Source organism: Mycetocola zhadangensis (genome assembly GCF_003668565.1).
GTDB lineage: Bacteria > Actinomycetota > Actinomycetes > Actinomycetales > Microbacteriaceae > Mycetocola_A > Mycetocola_A zhadangensis.
This window is the reverse complement of sequence record NZ_RCWJ01000005.1, coordinates 164,942-184,722: the sequence shown is the minus strand read 5'-3', so window position 1 is coordinate 184,722 and position 19,781 is coordinate 164,942. Positions and strand designations below refer to the sequence as shown.

The following is a 19,781-nucleotide window of genomic DNA, read 5'->3' as shown; positions in this document are numbered from 1 at the left end:
CGAAAGTAGAAAACGTGCAGGTATCCCCGCTGATCTGGACACTGACAATAGTCTTTATCCTGGCGCTACTGGCGTTTGACTTCATCTTCCACGTTCGGAAGGCGCACATTCCGACGCTGAAGGAAGCGGCGATCTGGTCGTCGATCTATGTCGGCATCGCTATTCTCTTCGGCCTTGGCATTTTCGTGTTCGGTGGCTCAGTGCCAGGATCCGAATACTTTGCCGGGTACATCACGGAGAAGGCGCTGTCCGTTGACAACCTCTTCGTCTTCCTGATCATCATGGCGAGCTTCCGGGTTCCGCGTGAAGATCAGCAGAAGGTGCTGCTGTTTGGAATCGTCTTCGCTCTCATCGCACGGACTGGATTCATTTTCGCGGGCGCTGCGCTCATCAACTCGTTCGCGTGGATATTCTACTTCTTCGGTCTCATCCTCCTGATCACGGCCGGCAACATGCTCAAGCCGGAGGGCGACGAAGAAGATGGAGCCAATAACTTCATCATCCGGATTGCGAAGAAGGTACTTCCCACCTCCGAGCACTACGACGGCGACAAACTGTTCACCATGGAGAACGGCAAGCGTGTTCTCACCCCGATGCTCCTCGTCATGGTCGCCATCGGTGGAACCGACATTCTGTTCGCGCTTGACTCGATCCCGGCGATCTTCGGACTCACCCAGGACGTCTTCATCGTCTTCACGGCGACGGCGTTCTCGCTGCTTGGCCTGCGCCAGCTCTTCTTCCTCATCGACGGGCTGCTCGACCGCCTCGTCTACCTGTCGTACGGCCTCGCGGCCATTCTCGCTTTCATCGGTGTCAAGCTCATCCTGCACGCGCTGCACGAGAACAACGTGCCGTTCATCAACGGAGGCGAGCCTGTGCCGGTTGTCGAGATCAGCACTGGCCTCTCACTCTCGGTCATTCTCGGCGTGCTCGTGATCACCGTCGTCGCATCGCTGATCAGTCCGAAGGGCAAAGCGCACGCGGCGATCTCGGGAGCCCGACGCCACGCCACCGCGTACGTCGACCTTGAGTACACGACGGATCAGGAGGAGCGCAACCGCGTCTTCGCCAAGCTGGTCGCCGAAGAAGAAGCGATCCGTGGGCTGCCTGCCAAGTACCGCCAGTCGGCTCACGAAGAAGAAGACCTCATGGAACTGCTGAAGCGAGCTCACCAGGAGCACGACGCTTCACTGGCCAGATAACACGACGCCCGGACGGGTGCTGGCGAGCTCTTTCGAGCGCGCCAGCACCCGTTCTGCGTTAGAGCGCCGCGGGAACCAGCACTCGATCAATCGTGTGCAGGACGCCGTTGCTCGCGCGGATGTTCAGTCCGGACAGGACCAGTCGCGGGTCGCGAAGAGCCGTGTTCTCGTCGCGCAACGTGGTCAGACGGGGCTTGACCACCCCACCGTTCGCCATCGTGAGCGACTTCGAGACCAGCACTTCAATCGCACCGAGTGAACGATCCGGAACTACGTGGTACAGCAGAAGTCCGCTGATCTGGTCGAGCGTCAGCGTCGTGGTGATGGTGGTGAGCGCTGCAGCTTCGCTCGCCGGAGCGGAGCCGGTCACCTCAGTCACAAGCCGCAGGAACGCTCGATCGTTCGGAGCGAACACGGTGAAACGACGCGACGTGTCGCTGAGTACCGGCGCCAACCCGGTCGCGACCAGGGCCTGAACGAGAAGGTCGTAGTCGTAAGGGTTGCTGTCCGGTGTTCCACCGCCGGATGCTGCCACGGCGACATCGACGATGGTTCCGCTTGGAGCGGGGCCGTGGGCGCTGGCCGGTGCGACGGGACCCACGAGGACCAGTGCCGCGACGGCGGCCGTGATCATGGTGATGGTGTTCTTTTTCTTCATTGTTCGGCACTCCTTTGTCATGGCATTTGCATGCCCCGAATGGGTGCCTCCCGCCATGGAGCATACGACAGTTGTGAATCGAACACCATCCCCGGTTTTCACCAACAACTGGTGGCTCGGCCGATTCAGGCCGAGACTCACTCGGTGCCCGTTCGGACGAATGTGAGCGCTGGTGCATCCAAACACCGCTTGGGAAGCGAAGTTCTTATGAAAGCGTGGTTGCGTCCGTCGGATCCCGTCCGGGTGCCTCTGTCATGGGCTCCGGCGGCGCATCCCGCTTATCAACTCGCTCTCCGTCGTGGGACGAAGGAGCTCGCCAGCACGGCACTAAACCGGGGCTGGTCCGTTGGAGGCAAATGGTCGAGACTGAGTTGGGCGATTCCCTCAGCTGCCAGCTGACACAGGCGCCTCCTTCGCGGTTCCGGATCGAAAGGTCGCACATTGACGTGACGGATCACGACGACGCCGAGATCGCAGAGCGATTCAGTGCCGGAGATGAGCGTGCGCTCGCGGATGCGTACGCACGTTGGTCTCGTGTTGTTTACTCCCTCGCTCGACACGCGCTTGGTGTTACCGCCGATGCGGAGGACGTGACCCAACAGGTTTTCATCTCGGCATGGCGCGGGCGTGACAACTTCGACCCCGAGAAGGGTGCGCTTGGCGCATGGCTGGTCGGGATCACGCGCAATCGAATCGCCGATGCCCTCAGGGCACGCGCTCGGGCACGTCGCATTGAGGAGAGCTGGATTCAAGCGACCGCAGACGACGCAGAGTCCGACATCGTCGATGTGGCCGATCGGATGATGATTGCGAACGAACTGGAACATCTGGATCCCGTGCCCAGAAGGGTCATGACTCTCGCGTTCTATGGCGACCTCACACACTCTGAAATCGCGGACACGACGGGCATCCCCCTCGGAACAGTCAAAAGCCACATCCGACGGAGTCTTGGTAAATTGCGAACACGACTGGAGGTGGACGATGACGCATCTCGATGACGACGAGCTGATTTCGTACTCTTTCGGTACCGGAGCACCAAACGCCGCACAACGTGAGCACCTGCGAACCTGCCCTCGATGCGCCGCTGAACTCACCGCGCTCGACCGGCTGATCTCGGCCGGCAAATCTCTCGGCGATGTCGACCTGGTTGATCCTCCCGAATCAGTCTGGAAGGGAGTACACACCGAGCTCGAACTGGCATCTGACCTCAGCGGGACTCCGCAAGAAAAAGCCCGACCGGTTGCCAAGCCGACCGCTGAGTCGCACGTTGTCCGTGCTCGGCCGCGAGGTTGGCGACGTCCGGGTAAACGGCAACGCGGTGCTGTGCTTCTCGCTGCTGCTGCTGCTGCTGCTGTCGTCGGCCTCATCGCTGGGATTGTCGGAACGACACTTCTCACACGTCCCGATGATCAGCGGCTGGTGGCGGAAGCGGAACTGGAGCCATTCCCCAACTGGGACGCCTCAGGCTCTGCACGAGTGGAAGAGGACAATTCGGGTGCCCGCAGCATGGTCATCGACCTTTCTGTGGCAGGCGATGGGCTGACCGAGGTGTGGCTGATTGACCCGGCAACGTCCGGGTTGATCAGCCTCGGGCTGGTCGAGGGTGACACAGGGACGTTCTCGGTCCCGGGCAATTTGGACCTGTCGCGTTATTCGGTCGTCGACATCTCCCGGGAGCCGGACGACGGCAACCCCGCTCACTCCGGGGACTCGATCGTGCGTGGGGAGTTGCGCAGCTCCTGAGCGAAGCCGATCACGCCGCTCCTTCCGGAAACCAAGGAACAGGCGGAGAATGTCGGCATGGCCGAGGATGCAGCTGGTCGGCAGTTTGAGTCACCCGCACCGGCGAGTGTGCGCGCCCAGTTGCTCGCGACCGAGCACTGGGGACTGCTCGCGGCTCGCAGCACCGCTCAAAATGAAGTGCTTGCACGAATCGGCATCTTCCTGACTCTTGTTTCCGCGGGGCTTGTCAGTCTGGCGCTGGTCGGACAAGCGACGGACTTCTCGGAAGCTTTCGTTGCTTTCGCGGTTGGCGTTTTAGCGTTCATCGTCTTGGTGGGCGTTCTCACTCAGTTGCGAGTCATGAACATCGGCATGGAGGACCTCATGTATGTGGTCGCCATGAATCGCCTGCGCGGAGCGTATGTTGAGCTTGATCCGGGACTTGATCGGGTTCTGATGTCCTCGCCGCACGACGATTTCGCTGGTATTCAGCAGACCTACTATTTCTTCACGCCGAAGCGGGGGATCAGTCAGGTTCTCGGCAGCACGATGGCTTTCATCATTCTCATCAACTCGTCGCTCCTGGGTCTTTTCATTGCAGCGACCGCAGTTGTCTTCACCTCATTAGTGGCGCTGGCAGCGGTGCTGGGAGCGGCTGGCGCTGTGCTCTACTTCGGCCTGTTCTATTGGGGCGGGAACCGGACGTTTCGTGCTGCGCTCGCCGCTTATCATCCTGAGTTTCCCTCGCCGGAGTGACCGGTCCACGTGATTCGTCTGGCGTAAACTCGCCCAAAACGTCTCGGGAGAAGGGCCACACATGTCACGGATCGTCGTCATCGGAGCGACCGGACACGTCGGGGGATACCTCGTGCCCCGGCTTGTTCGCGCCGGACACGTCGTCATCGCCGTCAGCCGCGGCCAGCGCTCGCCGTATCGGGCGGACGACGCATGGCAACAGGTCACGCGCGTCGAACTCGATCGGGAGGCAGGGGACGCGGACGGCACGTTCGCCGCAGCCATCGCTGAGCTCAACGCTGACATCGTCGTCGACATGATGTGCTTCACCGAGGACTCGGCCCGTCAACTGGCGGGGGCTTTGCGCGGCCGGGTCGAGTTCCTCCTGAGCGCCGGAACGATCTGGGTGCATGGCCCCGCAAAGGCTGTACCCACGTCGGAAACTGACGACCGTCACCCCATCGGCGATTACGGCATTGGCAAGGCGGCAGTTGAGGCGTTCCTGATCGCAGAATCGCAAAGCGGTGGGTTACCCGCGACGGTGTTGCATCCCGGACACATCACCGGCCCGGGTTGGCCGATGGTCAACGCGGTCGGCAACTTCGACCTCCGCGTTTGGGAGGCGCTCGCCGCCGGGAAGCCGCTGACCCTTCCTAACCTCGGCCTCGAAACTGTGCACCATGTTCACGCGGATGATGTCGCCCAGGCGTTCGAGAAGGCGATCGAGCACCAGGCCACCGCCGCTGGCAAGAGCTACCACGTCGTTTCCGAGCGAGCGATGACGCTGCGAGGAATCGCTGAGACTGCCGCCTCGTGGTTCGGTCAGGACGCACAACTCGTCTACGTTCCGTTCGAAGAATTCCTTGCAGGAATTGAGCCCGAGCACGCAGAGGCATCCCGGGAGCACATCTCACGCAGCCCGTCGATGAGTATCGCGGCCGCGGCCTCCGATTTGGGCTACGCGCCGCGCTACACCTCCGCGGCAGCCATCGCCGACGGTCTCCAGTGGCTTATCGCAGGCGGTCAGATCGACACCTCTGGCAGGTCGTTCCTGCCCTGACCAACGCAGATATGCGGTCAGCGCAGCGCATCTCCTGTCGGGTCGTTCGCTGAAACGTCGAGCAGTGCGCGCCCGCCGATCGGGTTCCCATCCCACTGGCTTACCCGCCACCCGTCTGACGGACTCCCTGTCACGTCAACCACTCCGGTGTTCGAGAGCGGGTGCGTCGCTGCATAATCCACGTCCACGTTGACGGCGCGCGCTCCGGTCCAGGTTCGAATCGCCGCCCCGTGACTGACGATGGCCACCGTGCCCGAGTGCTCCCGGGCGATCGCATCGATGGCGCCGTCGAATCGTCCAAAGAACTCATGGCCGTCCGATCCGCCCGGCATGGTTCGCGAGAGGTCACCCGCCGCCCACGAGAAGACCGTGTCGACGTACGTCATCTGCGACTTCTCGTCGCTGAGTCCCTCGAGGGCTCCCGCGCTGATCTCGTGAAGGCCGTCGGTGACCAGGGCACCGAGCCTGCGGGCGCGGGCGAGTGGCTCGGCTGTGAGCTGCGTTCGCCGCAGGGTAGAAGCGAACACCCCTTCGATATTCTCGTCGGCAAGGGCGTCCGGCACGGCGCTGGCTTGCTGGTGGCCAAGTTTGGTCAGGCCGGGTCCGGGGTGTGCCGTGTCAAGAAGACCGAGCACGTTGGCTGGCGTCTGGCCGTGGCGTATGAGGAGGATTCGCATAAGTTCGCCTTCCGGGGCGCGTCGTCACTTCAGTCTCTGGTGGAGGCAACCAGAAGGCAATGTCAGCGAGCGGATGCTTCGAATTCTCGCCTTTTCGAAGGCGGCGTTGGCGTGTCGCAGAAAAGGTGTCTATGCTCCTTAACATTCGAACATAGCTACGACTCGGGAGGTCAGGATGAACAGCGTGAAAGACCGGACAGTGACAGTGTGGACCGACGGTGAACGGCCTCTGCGGATGTTCTGGCAGGACCGACGGTGGCGAGTTTCCGACACTCCGACCGGGATCTACGGCGAATCGGATTTCATTCACCCCCTTCTCACCCATGCTCCGGTTGTGCGTATCGGCTGGCGCTTCCAGGTCACCGACGAAGACGGCGAGTCTCTCGTTGTCGACGCCATCCAGGACGACGGGCAGTGGGTCATTGCCAAAACGTACAGCTGACCTCAGACAAACCGGGATGATGGTCATGTGACTTTTGCGATCCCGACGCGCCGGCCAGGCCAACCGGCGACGTTGCCGACGTGAGCGAGACGGCAGACGTCGAGGGTGCGACCGGCGTGGCCGAGCGATTGGCGCAGCGGCGACAACAGGCGCGGATCCAGATCAAGAACGCGGCGCGCCGGGCCAATGACGATCCGAAAGTCCGGATCGCCGCTCGCGCAGGCCTCATCGCCAACGGCGTCATTCACATCCTCATCGGTGGTATCGCAATCGGCGTCGCCTGGGGCACCCAGGGCAAGGCCGACCAGTCGGGCGCACTGACCGCTGTCGCTGTGAGTCCAGGCGGCGCCATCCTGCTCTGGGCAGCTGCCGCCGCGCTCCTCGGCCTGGCCGTGTTGCAGGGCACGGAAGCGGCTCAGGTTCTATCCGTGCATCGAAAGCTCGTGCTCCTGCGCCGTTTCACCAACGTCGCCAAGGCCGTCGGTTATGCGGGAATCGGTGTCGTCACGGCGTTCTATGCCCTCGGCGGACGCGCGAGCGGGACAGAAACATCGCAGGCGTTCAGTGCTGACCTTCTCAACACGCCGGGCGGTGTCTTCCTCCTCGCCGCCGTGGGGCTCCTCGTCGGAATCGTCGGCGGCACCCTGGTTTTCCGCGGGTTGTCGCGAAACTTCCGCGAAGAGCTCGAGCCGCTGAGCGGTGCACGCTCACACGTCGTCGTGACGCTCGGGCTCGTCGGGCACACGTCCAAGGGCCTCGCCCTTCTCATTTCGGGAGCGCTGTTCCTCTTCGCGGCGGCCTTCACTGACCCGGCCGCCGCGCGCGGAGTCGACGGCGCCCTCCGCATCGTCGCCATGCTCCCGTTCGGAGGCGCACTGCTCTTCATGGTGGCCAGCGGGTTCATCGCGTACGGCTGCTACCTGTTCGCTCGGGCACGATTTCTGCGCAAGGGCCCACTTGTGGTCGTGACCCGGCGCGACAGGCGGCGCCTGCAACGCGGGGAAGCACCCAAGGGCTGACCGCGCATCGTCTGCAGAAACCAAAAAATGGCCCGGTCCCGTCCGAAGACGAAAACCGGGCCATCGTTTCTCAGGCTACTTCTTGTCCGTGAAAGCGTCCTTCACGTGTTCGCCAGCCTGCTTGAGGTTTGCTTTTGTTTGGTCTTTGTGGCCGTCAGCCTGAAGCTTTTCGTTGTCGGTGGCTTCGCCAAAACCTTCTTTGGCCTTGCCCATCGCTTCTTCAGCGCTGTTGCCGATTTTATCTCCGAGTCCCATAGGCTCCTCGCTTCCTTGTGTTGGCGAACCACTGTTTCGTGGTCGAACACTTTCAGCGTATGCACCGGCCTCAAAGCGGCTCAAGGGCCTTGACAAGCTGGTCGTCCGGGACGATAGTCCGGCCTGCCCTGGCTCGGGTACGCACTTAGTCGGCGGAAGGAGATGCTGCCGTCTCGTCGTGTGATGACCGGTCGAGCGGCGGAATGTGGTCCTCACCCTCCGCGCTCTCGTGAACAGACCCGAGCGCCGTCCCAGCGCCGGTTGCCGTTGTTCCCGGCCCGAGAAGCGCGGCGTCCGGGGCATCCGGGTTGTTATCGCCGATGTGTGACATTCTCTCTCCCTCGTCGAAAAAACTGACTGTCGAACGGCAAGTCTGTTGCGCAGTGCGCCCCGCGTCAAACACACCCGAAGGGGTTGACGCCGATCAAATCCCGTCGGTTCACTGGGCACATGGACTCCTCTTCGCTGCACGCCGTTGCCCTCGTCTGCACACTCACACCGTCGCCCGAGCGGTCGAGCAGTGACCTGATTGCCGACCAGTTCCTCGCCGAACTGGCGAAGCACGGCATGACGACAGACAAGATTCGGGTCGTCGACCACGATGTGAAGCCAGGAGTTCAAACGGACATGGGCAACGGTGACGCCTGGCCTGCTCTCCGCGAACGCATCCTCGCCGCCGACATCCTGCTCGTGAGCACTCCGACCTGGGCCGGGCACATGTCGAGCGTCGCTTCCCGAGTGGTCGAGCGTCTCGACGCTGAACTAAGCGAGACGGATGCCACGGGGCGGCCCATTCTGTACGACAAGGTCGCCGTCGTTGCCGTGGTCGGCAATGAAGACGGAGCGCACAAAATCAGCGCAGACCTGTTTCAGGCCCTCAACGACTACGGCTATACGATTCCGGCGCAGGGAGTCACGTACTGGAACGGCGAAGCTATGCACACCACCGACTATCAGGATCTCGATGAGACACCGCAGGTCACGGCGTCTGCCATGAGCGCGGCCGCAGCCAACGCCGCCCATCTCGCGGCGGCGCTGAAGATCAGCAGCTACCCGAAATCCGCAAGCTAGGCCTCGACCGACATCGGGCTGCCCCCACCCGAAACGGCGGCGCGGCGCGCGGCGTGCCTCCGCCACGGTGACTCCTCACGTGAGTTGAGGAACACCGTGCGGAGACCCCAGATGACCCGGCGGCTGAAGCTCGCCCACGAGCCGAACGGTCTGGCCGAGATCGACATCGCCAGGTTCTTGTCAAACACCACGTTCATATCGGCCCGAAACTGGTAGCTCAGGGCAAGATCATCGTGGATGTCGTTGCGTTCGCGGTGCACGTCACTACGAATGCGCTGCCACGCGCCTGCGCGCAGCGCGAAGTTCGAGCCGAACAGCGGTGGGTGGCCGAGCAGGGCAGCGATCAGCGTGAAGTACGCGCCGAGATCGCACCACCGTCCGTACCAGCGGGCGAGCGCCGAGCCCCCGTAGAACGAGGCGGTTCCGGTGACAGCTGATGCGTCCTGTCTGCTCTCGAGGATCCTCTCGATGTCTTCCAGCCAGGTCGGCGACGCAACAGAGTCAGCGTCGAGCCGGGCCAGGATGTCGCCGGTGGCTGCGTCGAAACCGGCGGCGGTAGCGGCAAGAATGCCGCGAACCGGCTCGACAACGACGCGGGCGCCAGCGTTCCTCGCGACCTGCGCCGAAGCATCCGTCGATGCGTTATCGACAACGATGATCTCGTCTGCCATCCGGGTCTGGGCGTCGAGTGCCGACAGGCAAGCGCGAAGCAACTCGGCGTCGTTGTAAACGGGGATGATGACGGAGATTCGGGGCACGCTCCAAGAATAGGTAGATGCACCGATGATTTCTGGGGGTTGCCTTTCGAGCGGGGCATTCGCAACCCCTACCTCGTTCTTTATGGGTGCCGATATCGTGATGGCATGGTTGACGATAACGATGTGCGGATGACACTTCCGACGGACCGCAAGGACCGTGGCCCTGAAATGGGCGAGCAGGTGCAGATTCTTAACCTCGAGGAGATCCGAGAGGATCTGGCTTCGACTCTCTCGGCCATTCGCGAGAAGGTGTCGACGGGCATGCTCGTCGTTGTCGGCATCGCGCTCGTGAGCATCGTGGTTGGTGCAACCCTGGCCATCACGAGGGGTGACCATGGCGACTCCATCTGAGGATGAGCGCAGCCAGGCCGCACGCGAGGATAAGGACACCGCAATCGCGTCTGCTCCCTCGGACACTGAACTCGCCGAGGATGCACCAGGCGACGACGAGGCACCGCGTCGCGCCAAGCTGACCTTCAAGGGATTGCTTGCCGTCTACTCCCGCGCCTTCCAGGAGTTTGGTAAGGATCAGGTTTCCGACATCGCAGCGTCGCTCACTTACTTCGCGGTGCTCGCATTGTTCCCGGCCATGTTGGCTATCGTGTCGCTCCTGTCGCTGATCAACCAGAGCGACAACGTGACCGAAGGTTTGCTCGATATTTTCGCCTCGCTTGCGCCGGGTGACACCGTCCAGACCCTGCGGGGCCCGATTGAAGATCTCACTGCGACTCCGGCCGCCGGCATCGGTTTTGTGATCGGTCTCGTCGGTGCCATCTGGTCGGCATCCGGGTACGTCGGCGCGTTCTCGCGAGGCATGAACCGGATCTACGGGGTGCAGGAAGGGCGGCCGTACCTGAAGTTCCAGCCGGTCATCTTGATCGTGACCATCATCGCGCTGACAACGCTCACCGCCATGGCGCTCATGATCGTGATCAGCGGAGACATCGCCGAAGTGATTGGCGACTTCATCGGCCTCGGCGAGACGGCGGTTCTGGTCTGGAACATCGCCAAGTGGCCGGTGGTCGCGATGCTCGCCGTGCTGATCCTGGCCCTGCTCTACTACGCAACGCCAAACGTGAAGCAGCACAGGTTCCGCTGGCTGAGCATCGGTGCGCTGACTGCCCTGATCGTCTGGGGCCTTGCAACGTTCGGTTTCTTCTTTTACGTCTCGAACTTTGGCAGCTACAACAAGACCTACGGAACACTCGGTGGGATCATCGTGTTCCTGCTGTGGCTGTACCTCAGCAACATGGCGCTGATGTACGGTGCCGAGGTTGATTCCGAGGTCGAGCGGGTGCGTGAGCTGCAGGCCGGCATCAAGGCCGAATACGCCGTTCAGCTGCCGTTGCGCGGTACCGCCCGCATCGACGCGGCCATCGAGAACGAGGCGAAGGCCGTGCTCGCAGCGAAGAAGCTGCGCCAGGAACGCGAACCGATCGAGAAGTAGTGCGGCTGGCGTTCGTGTTCAGACGAGCGCCAGCCGCGCCTCACGGCTCAACAGCGAACGCTTCACGTCGGTGCCCCACGCGAACCCGCCCATCGTCCCGTCGGTGCGCAGCACACGATGGCACGGCACGAACAATGCCGGGGCATTCGTAGCGCAGACGCTTGCCGCGGCGCGCACGGCTGCCGGGTTGCCGATGGCTTCGGCGAACTGTCGATAGGTGAGCGGATGCCCCGGCGCAATTTTTCGAAGCGCGCTCCAGCCTCGCAGGCGGAAGTCCCTACCACTCTGCACGACGGCCACGTTCTCCACCGCGGCAAGGTCGCCGTCGTAGTAGGCGGTGACGGCATCCGTTGCTGAAATGGAGCCAGCCGAAACTGTCGCAGGCCGAAGTGCTGTCGAGATGCGAGTGGCCAGAACGTCGAGGTCGTCGGTCCAGCCGGAGGCGAGAACGGCGCCATCCTCTCGGGCGATGATGCTGAACGGGCCATCGGGGGTGTCGACCGTCTGGCTCACCGCGGCGGTGCTGGCTCCAGTCGCCGCAAGTGTCTGGAGCAGGGTGCTGCTGGTCATACGATCTCCTCGGAAGTCGGGGTGGCGGAACTGGCCGGTGCTGACCGGCGCCGGACGGGTGTGGCTGTTGCTGCGCTGCGCCAGAGGTGCATGCAGAGGTACGACCGCCACGGGGCGAAGCGTTCGGCCTCGCGGGTGAGCGCTCGCACTTCGGCTGGCAGCCCGAGCTCTCGCGCGCCGGTGCGCACCGCGACGTCGCCCGGGAGAAACACGTCGGGGTTGCCGAGCACGCGCATGCTGAGATAGCCGGCGGTCCAGTCGCCGATGCCGCGAAACGCGGTGAGCGCCCTGTGCTGCTCGACGGCGTCGTCGCCGAAGCCGATCGAGAACTCGCCGGTCGCGAGCGCTTCGGCAACGGTGAGAAGGGTGTCGATTTTCGCGCGCGGCCCGACCATGGCGTCGCGGCCGTGGGTAACAATCTGCGCGGCGGTGGGAAAGAGGTGGCTGAGCCCGTCCGGGCCGTCGACGGGTGTTCCCGCCGCGGCTGTGAGCCGATTCAACTGCGTCCGCGCGGCGGCGACCGAGATCTGCTGCCCGATGATCGCCCGAAACAGCATCTCCTCGGGATCTATCGCACCTGGGAGACGGATGCCACGCGTCGCCTCGACGTTTGCTCTCAGGTTTGCGTCCGATCCGAGTGCCGCATCGATGGCGACGGGGTCAGCGTCGAGGTCGAACAGGCGCCGCACCCGCGCCACGAGCACGGGCAGGTCGCCGAGCGAACTCAGCGTGGCCCGCAGTCGCAGTGCGGTTCCCTCGGGTCGCACTTCGAAGCTGCCAGGGCCGCCTGGAAGCGACACGGTGCGCCGATAACTGATCGCCGTTGCGAGCTCAACGCCAGCGACGGCCCGAGGAACGAACCAGCCGAACAGGCCGGCCGCGTCGAGTGGTGCACGGAACGGCAGGGAAAGATCGAGGGTGCCAGGCACAGGAGGGGAGGCATGTTTCTGCCGACTGCGGATCTGCAGCGGAGTGAGCTGGAACACCTCGGTGATCGTGTCGTTGAACTGTCGGATACTGGCGAACCCGGCGGCGAACGCGACGTCGGACACCGCCAGGTCGGTTGAGGTCAGCAGTGTGCGGGCGGTTTGTGCACGCAGGGCCCGGGATAGCGCGAGCGGGCCTGCACCGAGCTCCTCGGTGAGCACCCGGGTGAGGTGACGGCTCGAGTACCCCAGCCGACCGGCGAGTCCCGGTACCCCTTCGCGCTCGATCACGCCGTCGCCGATGAGCCGCATGGCCCGGCCGGCGAGGTCGTTGCGCAGGTTCCACGCCGGAGTTCCCGGTACGGCTTCGGGCAGGCAGCGTTTGCATGCCCGGTATCCGGCCTCATGGGCCGCGGCGCTCGTGGGAAAGAAGGTGACGTTCTGTGGCTTCGGCGTCCGGGCCGGGCACGACGGGCGGCAGTAGATGCCCGTCGTGCGCACCGCCGTGATGAACTGCCCGTCGAATCGGGAGTCCTTCGCCTGGATGGCGGTGTAGCGCTCAGTGAAGTCCATGACTTGAGCTTTTCACAGCGGATGCCACGGAGCTAGCGGAAATCGGACATTGCCGTTTCCGGCGCCGAGCGTACGGAGATCGCACCGGGAAAAGGACGGAAGCTGCGCGCGCATCCTTCGCCGGGCGCGATGTCCTTCGACGCAGCGACCGCGCGCGCTATTCGCCGTCGGGGGAGCGCAGCTTCGACGTCAGGCGCTTGAGCTGCGTGAGCTCGTCGTCTGAGAGTGCTGAGCCCATAAGTTCAGTGATGGTAGCCATGTGGTGTCGTGCGGCGTCCCGGTAACTGGCGAAGCCGGCATCCGTTATTGCAACGATCGTGCCGCGCTTATCCGCGGGGTCCGGGTGTTTCGAGACCAGGCCGCGCGCCACAAGCCGGTCGATGAGGCGACTCACGCTGGGCTGGCTCAGCAGAACAAGCTGGTTGATGTCGCGGAGCCGGGCGCGGCGGTCGGGCTGCAGCGACAGGTTGAAGAGCACGTCGTACTCGTTGAGCGACATCTCTTTGGTGGGAAACTCAGCGCCGAGTATACGCAGCACACCGACCTGCGCTCGGAACAACGATTCCCACGCCGATACGGCGAGTTCCCGGTCTGTCATTCGAGCCTCCTTGCAGGTCAAGCCTAGGGGGTGTCGAGCGAACCGCCGGTTAACGGATTGAAGGCCGGTCGTAGAGGCTTACGACCGGCCTTCCCCTTGCACCAAGAGTGTCCTGCAATCACATTCCGCGGTAGCTGCCACAGCAAAACAACTTCCGCTCTTCGAATATATAACGGAAAGGTAACGGCGTCTAGTTATCTAAACGTTATTTTTCTGGAAGCTGTTCTCGGCACGTTTGATAGCCCAAATAAACGCTCGCGCGCAGCGAGGATGGCATCCAAAGTCATCCTCGAATTGACGACGCGAGGCTTCTCCAGGATCGGCCCTCTGCGGCGGCGCCTGCCGTTAGGATCGCGTCGTGACCTCCATTCCCGCAATCGACACTGGCGTTGCTCCAATCCGACGGGCCACAGTTCTTCAGGCGATGGCGGCGTTCGTGAGCGGAGCGTTTCGCCTCCGGGGTAGGGCAAGTCGCAGCGAGTACTGGTGGTGGATGCTTGCCAACATCATCGTTCTGTCCACAACTCAGCTGCTCGTTCCCGTAATCATTTCGGGCGGCACGCCGGAGCCCACCTTGCGGATCGGACCGTTTGGATCCTGGTTCTTCGCGAATCTCGAGTTGTTCAACTGGCATCCGACCGACGCGCCCACGTCACCCGTGGCGGCGCTGTCGCTTGCCTTTGCCGGGTGCTGGCTGGTTCTTACGGTCATCCCCGGGTTTGCCGTCGCTGTGCGGCGGTTGCACGACTCGAACTTGGCGGGCTGGTGGGCGCTGCTCGTTTTTAACCCGCTGGGTTCGTGGATTTTGCTCCTGTTCGCACTTCGCGGACCACGGGCCGAAGGTGCGCGATTCGACGCCTGAGGCGACTCGCTTTTGCGGCACCACTTCCGTTGCGATGCGAAACTGTGTATCGTTCGGTTGATACATTACCCGTCCTCAGGGAGTAATAGTGCCGTTCAATATCGCGTGGGTGCAAGAAATTTCCGTGCTCATCATCAGCCTGGTTTTCCTCGGGCCGGCATTGCACCTGATGCGTAAATCCACGGAAGCAGCCCGGACTGGACCGTTCGCCGCCCGGGTGAGCTCCCTCATCGCTGTCGCCGGCATCACGCTCTTCTGGCTATCGCGGTGGCTTCCGAGAGAACACCCGGGCGCAACGTGGATATACGCTATTCCGCTGGTGGCAGGGTCCCTCGCGGTGGTCGCACTCGCGATCCTGAGCGTGCAAGCACCGAAGGCTTTGGGTGTGCGCGAGGTTGACGTCGCACCTCGCACGCTGTGGTCATTCGGTTCCCGTTGGTGGTTCGCCGGTTGGTACACATTGACTGCGCTGCTTCTCGCGACAGCTGTCGTCTGCGGCCTGACCTCGAGCACAGACGAACTGGGCCGCCACACCATGCTGGTGCTCGATGTTGGAAGCCATCAGGCTGGAACAAGTTTCTTCGGTTGGGCCTTCGGGGTGCCGGTCTTGGTAGCTTCGGTTCTTCTCCTCGTGATCGGCCATCTCGCGATAAGCCAGACCGTGCGCCCTGCGGTTTCAGCCGATCCAAAACAGCGGGCTCTCGACATCGCCAGCCGGTGTGCCGAAATACGCACGATAGTTGCGGTTGCTGCTGGCGCCACCGCGTTCGTTCTCGGAGCCGTGTTGCTCTTCGTCGCTGGCTCCGCGGGTATGGTCGCCTCATTTCCCGCGGCCGACGGAGTTCGGGTGGAGCTGGGGACGTCGTTCGCCGCACTCCGAACGCCGTTCCTCGCCGCTGGCCTGATCCTTCAGGGTTTCGGGCTCTGCCTGGCGTTGCTGCCGCTCTTCCAGCGGAAGGGGGCATTGATCAGCTCGATACCTGGCCAGGTGCCAGTCGCTGCGGGAACAGCAGATCGCTGATGGTCGCAATTGACCTCAGCGGCGCAGCGCCGCCCTCGGAGCAGATCTACCAACAGCTACGCGGCATGATCCTAACCGGCCGTCTCGCGCCCGGCGAGCGGCTGCCCACAGTGCGGCAGCTCGCACGAGACCTTGGCGTTGCACCTGGAACGGCCGCCCGCGCTTATAAGCAATTGGAAGCGGAGTCGTTCGTCCAAACGCGTGCACGTGGTGGCACGACCGTGATTGCATCGCCGCAGAGCCTCCCACCGGACTTCCTCATTGCTGCTCGCTCCCTTCACGACGCCGCTCTTCGACACGGCATCAGCCTCGAGGATTCCATCGCGACCCTGAACGGTCTGTGGGGCAGTGACCAGACAGCGAAGGACGATACGTTGAACGCGTAGCGTAGGTCGCCGTATCGCGGCCATGCACGCAATCGCGGCCACCGCTGGATCCCTTGCTCCTCTTTTGGCCGTCCTGCTAGTTTTCTCGCATGGATGGCCAGCTCATCGTTCTGACCGGCCCACCAGGTGCAGGCAAGTCGACAATCGCGCGCAAGCTCGCGGCGACCTTCGACCGGGCGGTTCACCTTCACACCGATGACTTTTGGCACTACATAGTTTCGGGCGGCCTGCCCCCATTTCTGCCCGAGTCAGACACGCAGAATCACACTGTCCTCGATGTCATCGCCGGTGCCGCATGCACGTATGCGGAGGGTGGGTTCGCCGTCATTGTGGACGGAATCGTCGGACCGTGGATGCTCCCTCATTTCGACCGGGCGCGCGCGAACCATGGGCATCCACGCTGCGACTACATTGTGCTTCGACCGACCCGCGGCATTGCGCTCGAGCGTGCCCAACAACGCACCGCCACCGATGCGCTCGTCGACGAGACTCCGATCCTGTCACTGTGGGACCAGTTCAGTGATCTCGGCGATCTGGAGCAGCACGTGATCGATACGAGTCGACACCGTCCGGACGACACGCTCCTGGCCGTCCTGGACGCGGTCTCCAGCGGGCGATTCCGCCTGCGATAGGCCCGCCTGCCGCCCCACATTCCGACAATACGGCTTACCAGACGCCACCCTTCGTGGTGTTCGCAGGTGCGGCTCGACTAATTCGGGTTGTGTTGCATGACCGACAACGGGCCCAGGCCAGGCGCGACGATGCACTTCGCTGCGTAAAGCGGCACTCCGCCGTACTCCGCTGTCTGGGTCAGGACGAGGACCGGTCCTGTTGGCTCCATGTCCAGCAACTGTGCGCGAGTCGGACCGGCGTCCGCCGCGACGATCTGGCACACGCCATTCGTGAAAATGTGGCCCTTGGCCTGCATGGACGCCAGGAGGGTCCGTGGCTCGGTGGCCATTGCTTCCAGGTCAAACGCGATGCTTTCGCTCACATCACTGAGGTAGCGTCCAGCCGGCAGATGCTCCTGCACGGTGGCAACGGGAAGGCCGTCGTGAAGCAAAACACTCTCCCGAATCCAGGCGTTGGCGGCCGGGTCAAGCGCGAGCCTGCTGGACAGGAAGTCGGTAATCCCTTCCAGTGCGAAGCGCACCGGCTCCACCGTCATCGTCACGTTCGGGGCCGCCAGGGTGACTTCAAATGGGCGCAACTGCTCGAGGCCGCCGCGCGGGATGGAGTTCGTGACAAATCGGCCGACGCCGCGACGGGTGACGAGCAGGCCGTCTTCCTCGAGGAGCATGAGCGCCTCGCGGACGGGCGTGCGACTGACGCCAAGCATGGTGGACAACTCTGTCTCTCTGGGCAACATTGCGCCAAGCGGGAACACGCCAGAGCGGATCCCCTCGGCGATCCGCGCGTAGACCGCGACCCGGATCGGCTGGCCGGCAGCCAGAGGGAGTTGCTTCTGTAAGAACACTTGGGGTTCCAAAAGGGTCGTCACAGGACCTCCTTGTCGCCCCGACGCTAGCACATTTGACATCTGATTCGAGAGGTATAACCTCATACTACCGACCAGACAAGGGAGTCCACATGAGTTCCACCCCGACCGAAGTCGGATCAACGTCCACGCCGACCCCGCACATCGACCCCAAAGGGGTAGAGATTGCGGAGACGATCCTTCTTCCCGGTGACCCGCTGCGCGCCAAGTTCATCGCCGAGACCTACCTCGACGATGTTCGCTGCTTCAACGAGGTCCGAAACATGCTCGGTTTTACGGGCACCTATCGCGGACGCCCCGTGTCCGTCATGGGAACCGGAATGGGCATCCCATCTATCTCGCTCTATAGCTACGAGCTGATCCACCACTTCGGAGTCAAGAACCTGATCCGTGTTGGGACCTGCGGTGCCATGCAGGAAAACATGGAACTTTACGATGTGGTCATCGCCCAGGGCGCGTCCACCGACTCTAACTACCTGCAGCAGTTCAACCTGCCCGGGAACTGGGCACCGCTGTCGTCGTACCGGTTGCTCGAGCAGGCCAAGCGGGTCGCGGACGAGCGCGGTCAACGCACCCATGTCGGCAACGTGCTTTCCTCTGACGTCTTTTATGGTGCGGATCCGGACGCCATGGGGAAGTGGGCGCGGATGGGAATCCTCGCCGTTGAAATGGAGTCGGCAGGGCTGTTCGCCAACGCGGCGGCGGCGGGCGTCGACGCGCTCGCCCTCTTCACGGTCAGCGATCACATAGTCACAAACGCGAAAACCACACCGGAAGAACGACAGAAAGCCTTCACCGGGATGATCGAGATCGCGCTGGAACTCGCCTGATGAGCGCCGCAACTCGAACAGCAAACCTGGCCCAGGTCGTCAAACCAAGCCGGGCCATCCCCATCCTCCTGTCCCTCTTCGTCTTCTCCCTGGTGCTCGACAACGGCTTCAAGTTCATGTCGCCAGCACTGGCCGAGAGTCTCAGCCTCCCGGTCAACACTGTCAGCCTGCAGGCCACGTTGGCGGGCGTCCTGATCGGTATCGGCGCCGTGGTTTACGCAGCGCTCGCTGACACGATCCCTATTCGAAAGCTGATCATCTTCGCGATCGTCGTGATGACGGTCGGCTCGCTCGTTGGCTTCATCTTCCAGGGCAGCTTCTGGCTGATCCTGGTCGGGAGACTCATCCAGAGTGCGGGTCTTGCAGCCGCCGAAACCCTCTACGTGATCTACGTCACCAAGCACTTCAAGGGTGACGAACAGAAGAAGTACCTGGGCTTCAGCACCGCGGCATTCCAGCTATCGCTGCTGATCGGTGCCGTTGGCAGTGGCTTCATTGCCACCTACATCGGCTGGGCCGCCTTCTTCCTGGTTGCCCTGCTGTCGTTGCTGGCCATCCCTGTTGTGTTGCGCACGGTCCCCGAAGAGACGACGGGCGCCGGACATGTGGATGTGTTCGGCCTGTTCCTCATCGCCGTCTTCGCCACCGGGGTCATCCTGTTCATGCAGGCCTTCAATCCCTGGTACCTCCTGCCGATCGCGGCGGGCCTTGCCCTCTTCATCTGGCACATTCGTGCCCACGACAACGCCGTAATCACCGGTGCATTCTTCCGCAACGCTCAATACTCGCTGATGCTCCTCGTCGTGTTCGTGATCTACTCGGTCCAGTTGGGTTACACCTTCGTGTTCCCCTTCCTGGTTTCTGACCTCTATGGCTACAACCTGGGCGAGGTGTCCCTGCTGCTGGTCCCCGGTTATATCGCCGCCGTGATCGTTGGCTCGGCGACCGGCAAAATCGCCCGGTTCCTGACGTCCAAGCAGGCCATCACCCTCGCACTGATCGTGATCATCCTGTCGCTGCTGGTGCCCGCGCTTGTCGTCGAGAAGTGGATTGGGATCTTCGTGATCTCAATGGTCCTGTTCGGAATGGGCTTTGCGCTGATGTACGGACCGCTCCTGTCCACCGCCATTCTGCGGGTGCCTGTCCAGAACTCCGGCATCGCCATTGGTTTCTACAACCTCACCATCAACATCGCTGTGCCTGTGGGTATCGCATACACAGCGACTTTGGTGCAGCTGAAACCCCAACTGATCGACGGCATCGTCGGGAGCGGTCAGGCGTCGGTCTACGGATCGGTGCTCCTCATCCTGGCCGGGGTCTCCGCTCTGGGTCTCGTGCTCTACCGCGCCTCGGTCGTGGTTTTGGAGCGCAAGGGAACTGAAATGAACACCCCCGTCGAGCACCAGAGCGCGGACGAGTCTGCGTCCGCACCCGGCACCCCCTGACGGGTTCGGGACGCTCGCTGCTGGAG

25 protein-coding genes are annotated in these 19,781 nt (G+C 62.9%); 16 read left to right on the top strand and 9 right to left on the bottom strand.

Going from position 1 to position 19,781, the window contains the following annotated elements; all coding sequences use genetic code 11:
• The first annotated feature begins 14 nt into the window (after positions 1 to 14).
• Positions 15 to 1,202, top strand: coding sequence for a TerC family protein (locus tag D9V28_RS15465; RefSeq protein WP_121660602.1), 1,188 nt, complete (start codon positions 15 to 17; stop codon positions 1,200 to 1,202).
• Between the two features lie 58 nt (positions 1,203 to 1,260).
• On the opposite strand, the gene D9V28_RS15460 is transcribed toward D9V28_RS15465, so the two are convergent.
• Positions 1,261 to 1,860: a fasciclin domain-containing protein gene (locus tag D9V28_RS15460; RefSeq protein WP_229728181.1), complete on the bottom strand. Its 600-nt coding sequence runs from the start codon at positions 1,858 to 1,860 to the stop codon at positions 1,261 to 1,263.
• 446 nt (positions 1,861 to 2,306) lie between these two features.
• On the opposite strand from D9V28_RS15460, the gene D9V28_RS15455 reads away from it, so the two are divergent.
• The 4 genes from D9V28_RS15455 (at position 2,307) to D9V28_RS15440 (ending at position 5,377) form a co-directional block, all read left to right on the top strand.
• On the top strand, positions 2,307 to 2,858 hold the full coding sequence (locus D9V28_RS15455) for an RNA polymerase sigma factor (protein WP_229728180.1): 552 nt from the start codon (positions 2,307 to 2,309) through the stop codon (positions 2,856 to 2,858).
• Positions 2,842 to 3,603 carry an anti-sigma factor gene (locus D9V28_RS15450; RefSeq protein WP_121660600.1) on the top strand — a complete coding sequence of 254 codons (762 nt, stop codon included), beginning with the start codon at positions 2,842 to 2,844 and terminating at the stop codon, positions 3,601 to 3,603. Before D9V28_RS15455 ends, D9V28_RS15450 begins: the two co-directional genes overlap by 17 nt.
• A 57-nt stretch (positions 3,604 to 3,660) precedes the next feature.
• The gene (locus D9V28_RS15445) at positions 3,661 to 4,338 is read left to right on the top strand and encodes a hypothetical protein (RefSeq protein WP_121660599.1); all 678 of its coding nucleotides are present in this window, start codon (positions 3,661 to 3,663) and stop codon (positions 4,336 to 4,338) included.
• Positions 4,339 to 4,399: 61 nt separating this feature from the next.
• Positions 4,400 to 5,377, top strand: a complete 978-nt coding sequence (locus tag D9V28_RS15440; protein ID WP_121660598.1) for an NAD-dependent epimerase/dehydratase family protein — start codon at positions 4,400 to 4,402, stop codon at positions 5,375 to 5,377.
• A 17-nt stretch (positions 5,378 to 5,394) separates the two neighbouring features.
• Here D9V28_RS15440 and D9V28_RS15435 read toward each other — a convergent pair whose 3' ends face one another.
• Complete coding sequence (locus D9V28_RS15435) at positions 5,395 to 6,054, bottom strand: histidine phosphatase family protein (RefSeq protein ID WP_121660597.1); 660 nt, start codon at positions 6,052 to 6,054, stop codon at positions 5,395 to 5,397.
• A gap of 175 nt (positions 6,055 to 6,229) precedes the next feature.
• On the opposite strand from D9V28_RS15435, the gene D9V28_RS15430 reads away from it, so the two are divergent.
• Both D9V28_RS15430 and D9V28_RS15425 read left to right on the top strand, forming a co-directional pair.
• Positions 6,230 to 6,496: a hypothetical protein gene (locus D9V28_RS15430; protein WP_121660596.1), complete on the top strand. Its 267-nt coding sequence runs from the start codon at positions 6,230 to 6,232 to the stop codon at positions 6,494 to 6,496.
• Positions 6,497 to 6,576: 80 nt separating this feature from the next.
• Positions 6,577 to 7,515, top strand: coding sequence for a DUF1206 domain-containing protein (locus D9V28_RS15425; protein ID WP_121660595.1), 939 nt, complete (start codon positions 6,577 to 6,579; stop codon positions 7,513 to 7,515).
• Positions 7,516 to 7,590: 75 nt separating this feature from the next.
• Here D9V28_RS15425 and D9V28_RS15420 read toward each other — a convergent pair whose 3' ends face one another.
• Positions 7,591 to 7,770, bottom strand: coding sequence for a CsbD family protein (locus D9V28_RS15420; protein ID WP_121660594.1), 180 nt, complete (start codon positions 7,768 to 7,770; stop codon positions 7,591 to 7,593).
• Between the two features lie 145 nt (positions 7,771 to 7,915).
• Entirely contained in the window at positions 7,916 to 8,101 is a 186-nt protein-coding gene (locus D9V28_RS15415; RefSeq protein WP_121660593.1) for a hypothetical protein, read from the bottom strand.
• A gap of 119 nt (positions 8,102 to 8,220) precedes the next feature.
• Between D9V28_RS15415 and D9V28_RS15410 the strand changes: the two genes are divergently transcribed.
• Positions 8,221 to 8,841, top strand: coding sequence for a flavodoxin family protein (locus tag D9V28_RS15410; protein ID WP_121660592.1), 621 nt, complete (start codon positions 8,221 to 8,223; stop codon positions 8,839 to 8,841).
• Here the strand turns inward: D9V28_RS15410 and D9V28_RS15405 are convergent.
• Positions 8,838 to 9,599 carry a glycosyltransferase family 2 protein gene (locus D9V28_RS15405; protein ID WP_229728179.1) on the bottom strand — a complete coding sequence of 254 codons (762 nt, stop codon included), beginning with the start codon at positions 9,597 to 9,599 and terminating at the stop codon, positions 8,838 to 8,840. The genes D9V28_RS15410 and D9V28_RS15405 overlap by 4 nt on opposite strands.
• 105 nt (positions 9,600 to 9,704) lie before the next feature.
• On the opposite strand from D9V28_RS15405, the gene D9V28_RS16385 reads away from it, so the two are divergent.
• Positions 9,705 to 9,950 (top strand): hypothetical protein, encoded by a 246-nt coding sequence (locus D9V28_RS16385; protein WP_229728178.1) that lies wholly within the window; start codon positions 9,705 to 9,707, stop codon positions 9,948 to 9,950.
• The gene (locus tag D9V28_RS15400) at positions 9,934 to 11,046 is read left to right on the top strand and encodes a YihY/virulence factor BrkB family protein (RefSeq protein WP_121660590.1); all 1,113 of its coding nucleotides are present in this window, start codon (positions 9,934 to 9,936) and stop codon (positions 11,044 to 11,046) included. Before D9V28_RS16385 ends, D9V28_RS15400 begins: the two co-directional genes overlap by 17 nt.
• A gap of 18 nt (positions 11,047 to 11,064) precedes the next feature.
• Here the strand turns inward: D9V28_RS15400 and D9V28_RS15395 are convergent, their stop codons facing one another.
• The 3 genes from D9V28_RS15395 to D9V28_RS15385 form a co-directional block, all read right to left on the bottom strand.
• A complete protein-coding gene (locus D9V28_RS15395) occupies positions 11,065 to 11,616 on the bottom strand; it encodes a methylated-DNA--[protein]-cysteine S-methyltransferase (RefSeq protein ID WP_121660589.1) in 552 nt (183 codons plus the stop codon).
• Entirely contained in the window at positions 11,613 to 13,115 is a 1,503-nt protein-coding gene (locus D9V28_RS15390; RefSeq protein WP_121660588.1) for a DNA-3-methyladenine glycosylase 2, read from the bottom strand. Before D9V28_RS15390 ends, D9V28_RS15395 begins: the two co-directional genes overlap by 4 nt.
• 157 nt (positions 13,116 to 13,272) lie before the next feature.
• Positions 13,273 to 13,713, bottom strand: a complete 441-nt coding sequence (locus D9V28_RS15385) for a MarR family winged helix-turn-helix transcriptional regulator (RefSeq protein ID WP_121660587.1) — start codon at positions 13,711 to 13,713, stop codon at positions 13,273 to 13,275.
• Between the two features lie 358 nt (positions 13,714 to 14,071).
• Between D9V28_RS15385 and D9V28_RS15380 the strand changes: the two genes are divergently transcribed.
• From D9V28_RS15380 to D9V28_RS15365, 4 genes are all read left to right on the top strand, one after another.
• A complete protein-coding gene (locus D9V28_RS15380; RefSeq protein WP_121660586.1) occupies positions 14,072 to 14,575 on the top strand; it encodes a DUF805 domain-containing protein in 504 nt (167 codons plus the stop codon).
• A gap of 88 nt (positions 14,576 to 14,663) precedes the next feature.
• Positions 14,664 to 15,596 (top strand): hypothetical protein, encoded by a 933-nt coding sequence (locus tag D9V28_RS15375; RefSeq protein ID WP_121660585.1) that lies wholly within the window; start codon positions 14,664 to 14,666, stop codon positions 15,594 to 15,596.
• Positions 15,596 to 15,982, top strand: a complete 387-nt coding sequence (locus D9V28_RS15370; protein ID WP_121660584.1) for a GntR family transcriptional regulator — start codon at positions 15,596 to 15,598, stop codon at positions 15,980 to 15,982. The genes D9V28_RS15375 and D9V28_RS15370 overlap by 1 nt, the downstream gene beginning before the upstream one ends.
• Positions 15,983 to 16,071: 89 nt before the next feature.
• The gene (locus D9V28_RS15365) at positions 16,072 to 16,614 is read left to right on the top strand and encodes an AAA family ATPase (protein WP_121660583.1); all 543 of its coding nucleotides are present in this window, start codon (positions 16,072 to 16,074) and stop codon (positions 16,612 to 16,614) included.
• Between the two features lie 77 nt (positions 16,615 to 16,691).
• Here the strand turns inward: D9V28_RS15365 and D9V28_RS15360 are convergent, their stop codons facing one another.
• The gene (locus D9V28_RS15360) at positions 16,692 to 17,483 is read right to left on the bottom strand and encodes a GntR family transcriptional regulator (protein WP_183086562.1); all 792 of its coding nucleotides are present in this window, start codon (positions 17,481 to 17,483) and stop codon (positions 16,692 to 16,694) included.
• An 89-nt stretch (positions 17,484 to 17,572) separates the two neighbouring features.
• On the opposite strand from D9V28_RS15360, the gene deoD reads away from it, so the two are divergent.
• Both deoD and D9V28_RS15350 read left to right on the top strand, forming a co-directional pair.
• Complete coding sequence (deoD, locus tag D9V28_RS15355) at positions 17,573 to 18,310, top strand: purine-nucleoside phosphorylase (RefSeq protein ID WP_121660581.1); 738 nt, start codon at positions 17,573 to 17,575, stop codon at positions 18,308 to 18,310.
• Positions 18,310 to 19,755: an MFS transporter gene (locus D9V28_RS15350; protein ID WP_121660580.1), complete on the top strand. Its 1,446-nt coding sequence runs from the start codon at positions 18,310 to 18,312 to the stop codon at positions 19,753 to 19,755. Before deoD ends, D9V28_RS15350 begins: the two co-directional genes overlap by 1 nt.
• The last annotated feature ends 26 nt before the right edge of the window (positions 19,756 to 19,781 follow it).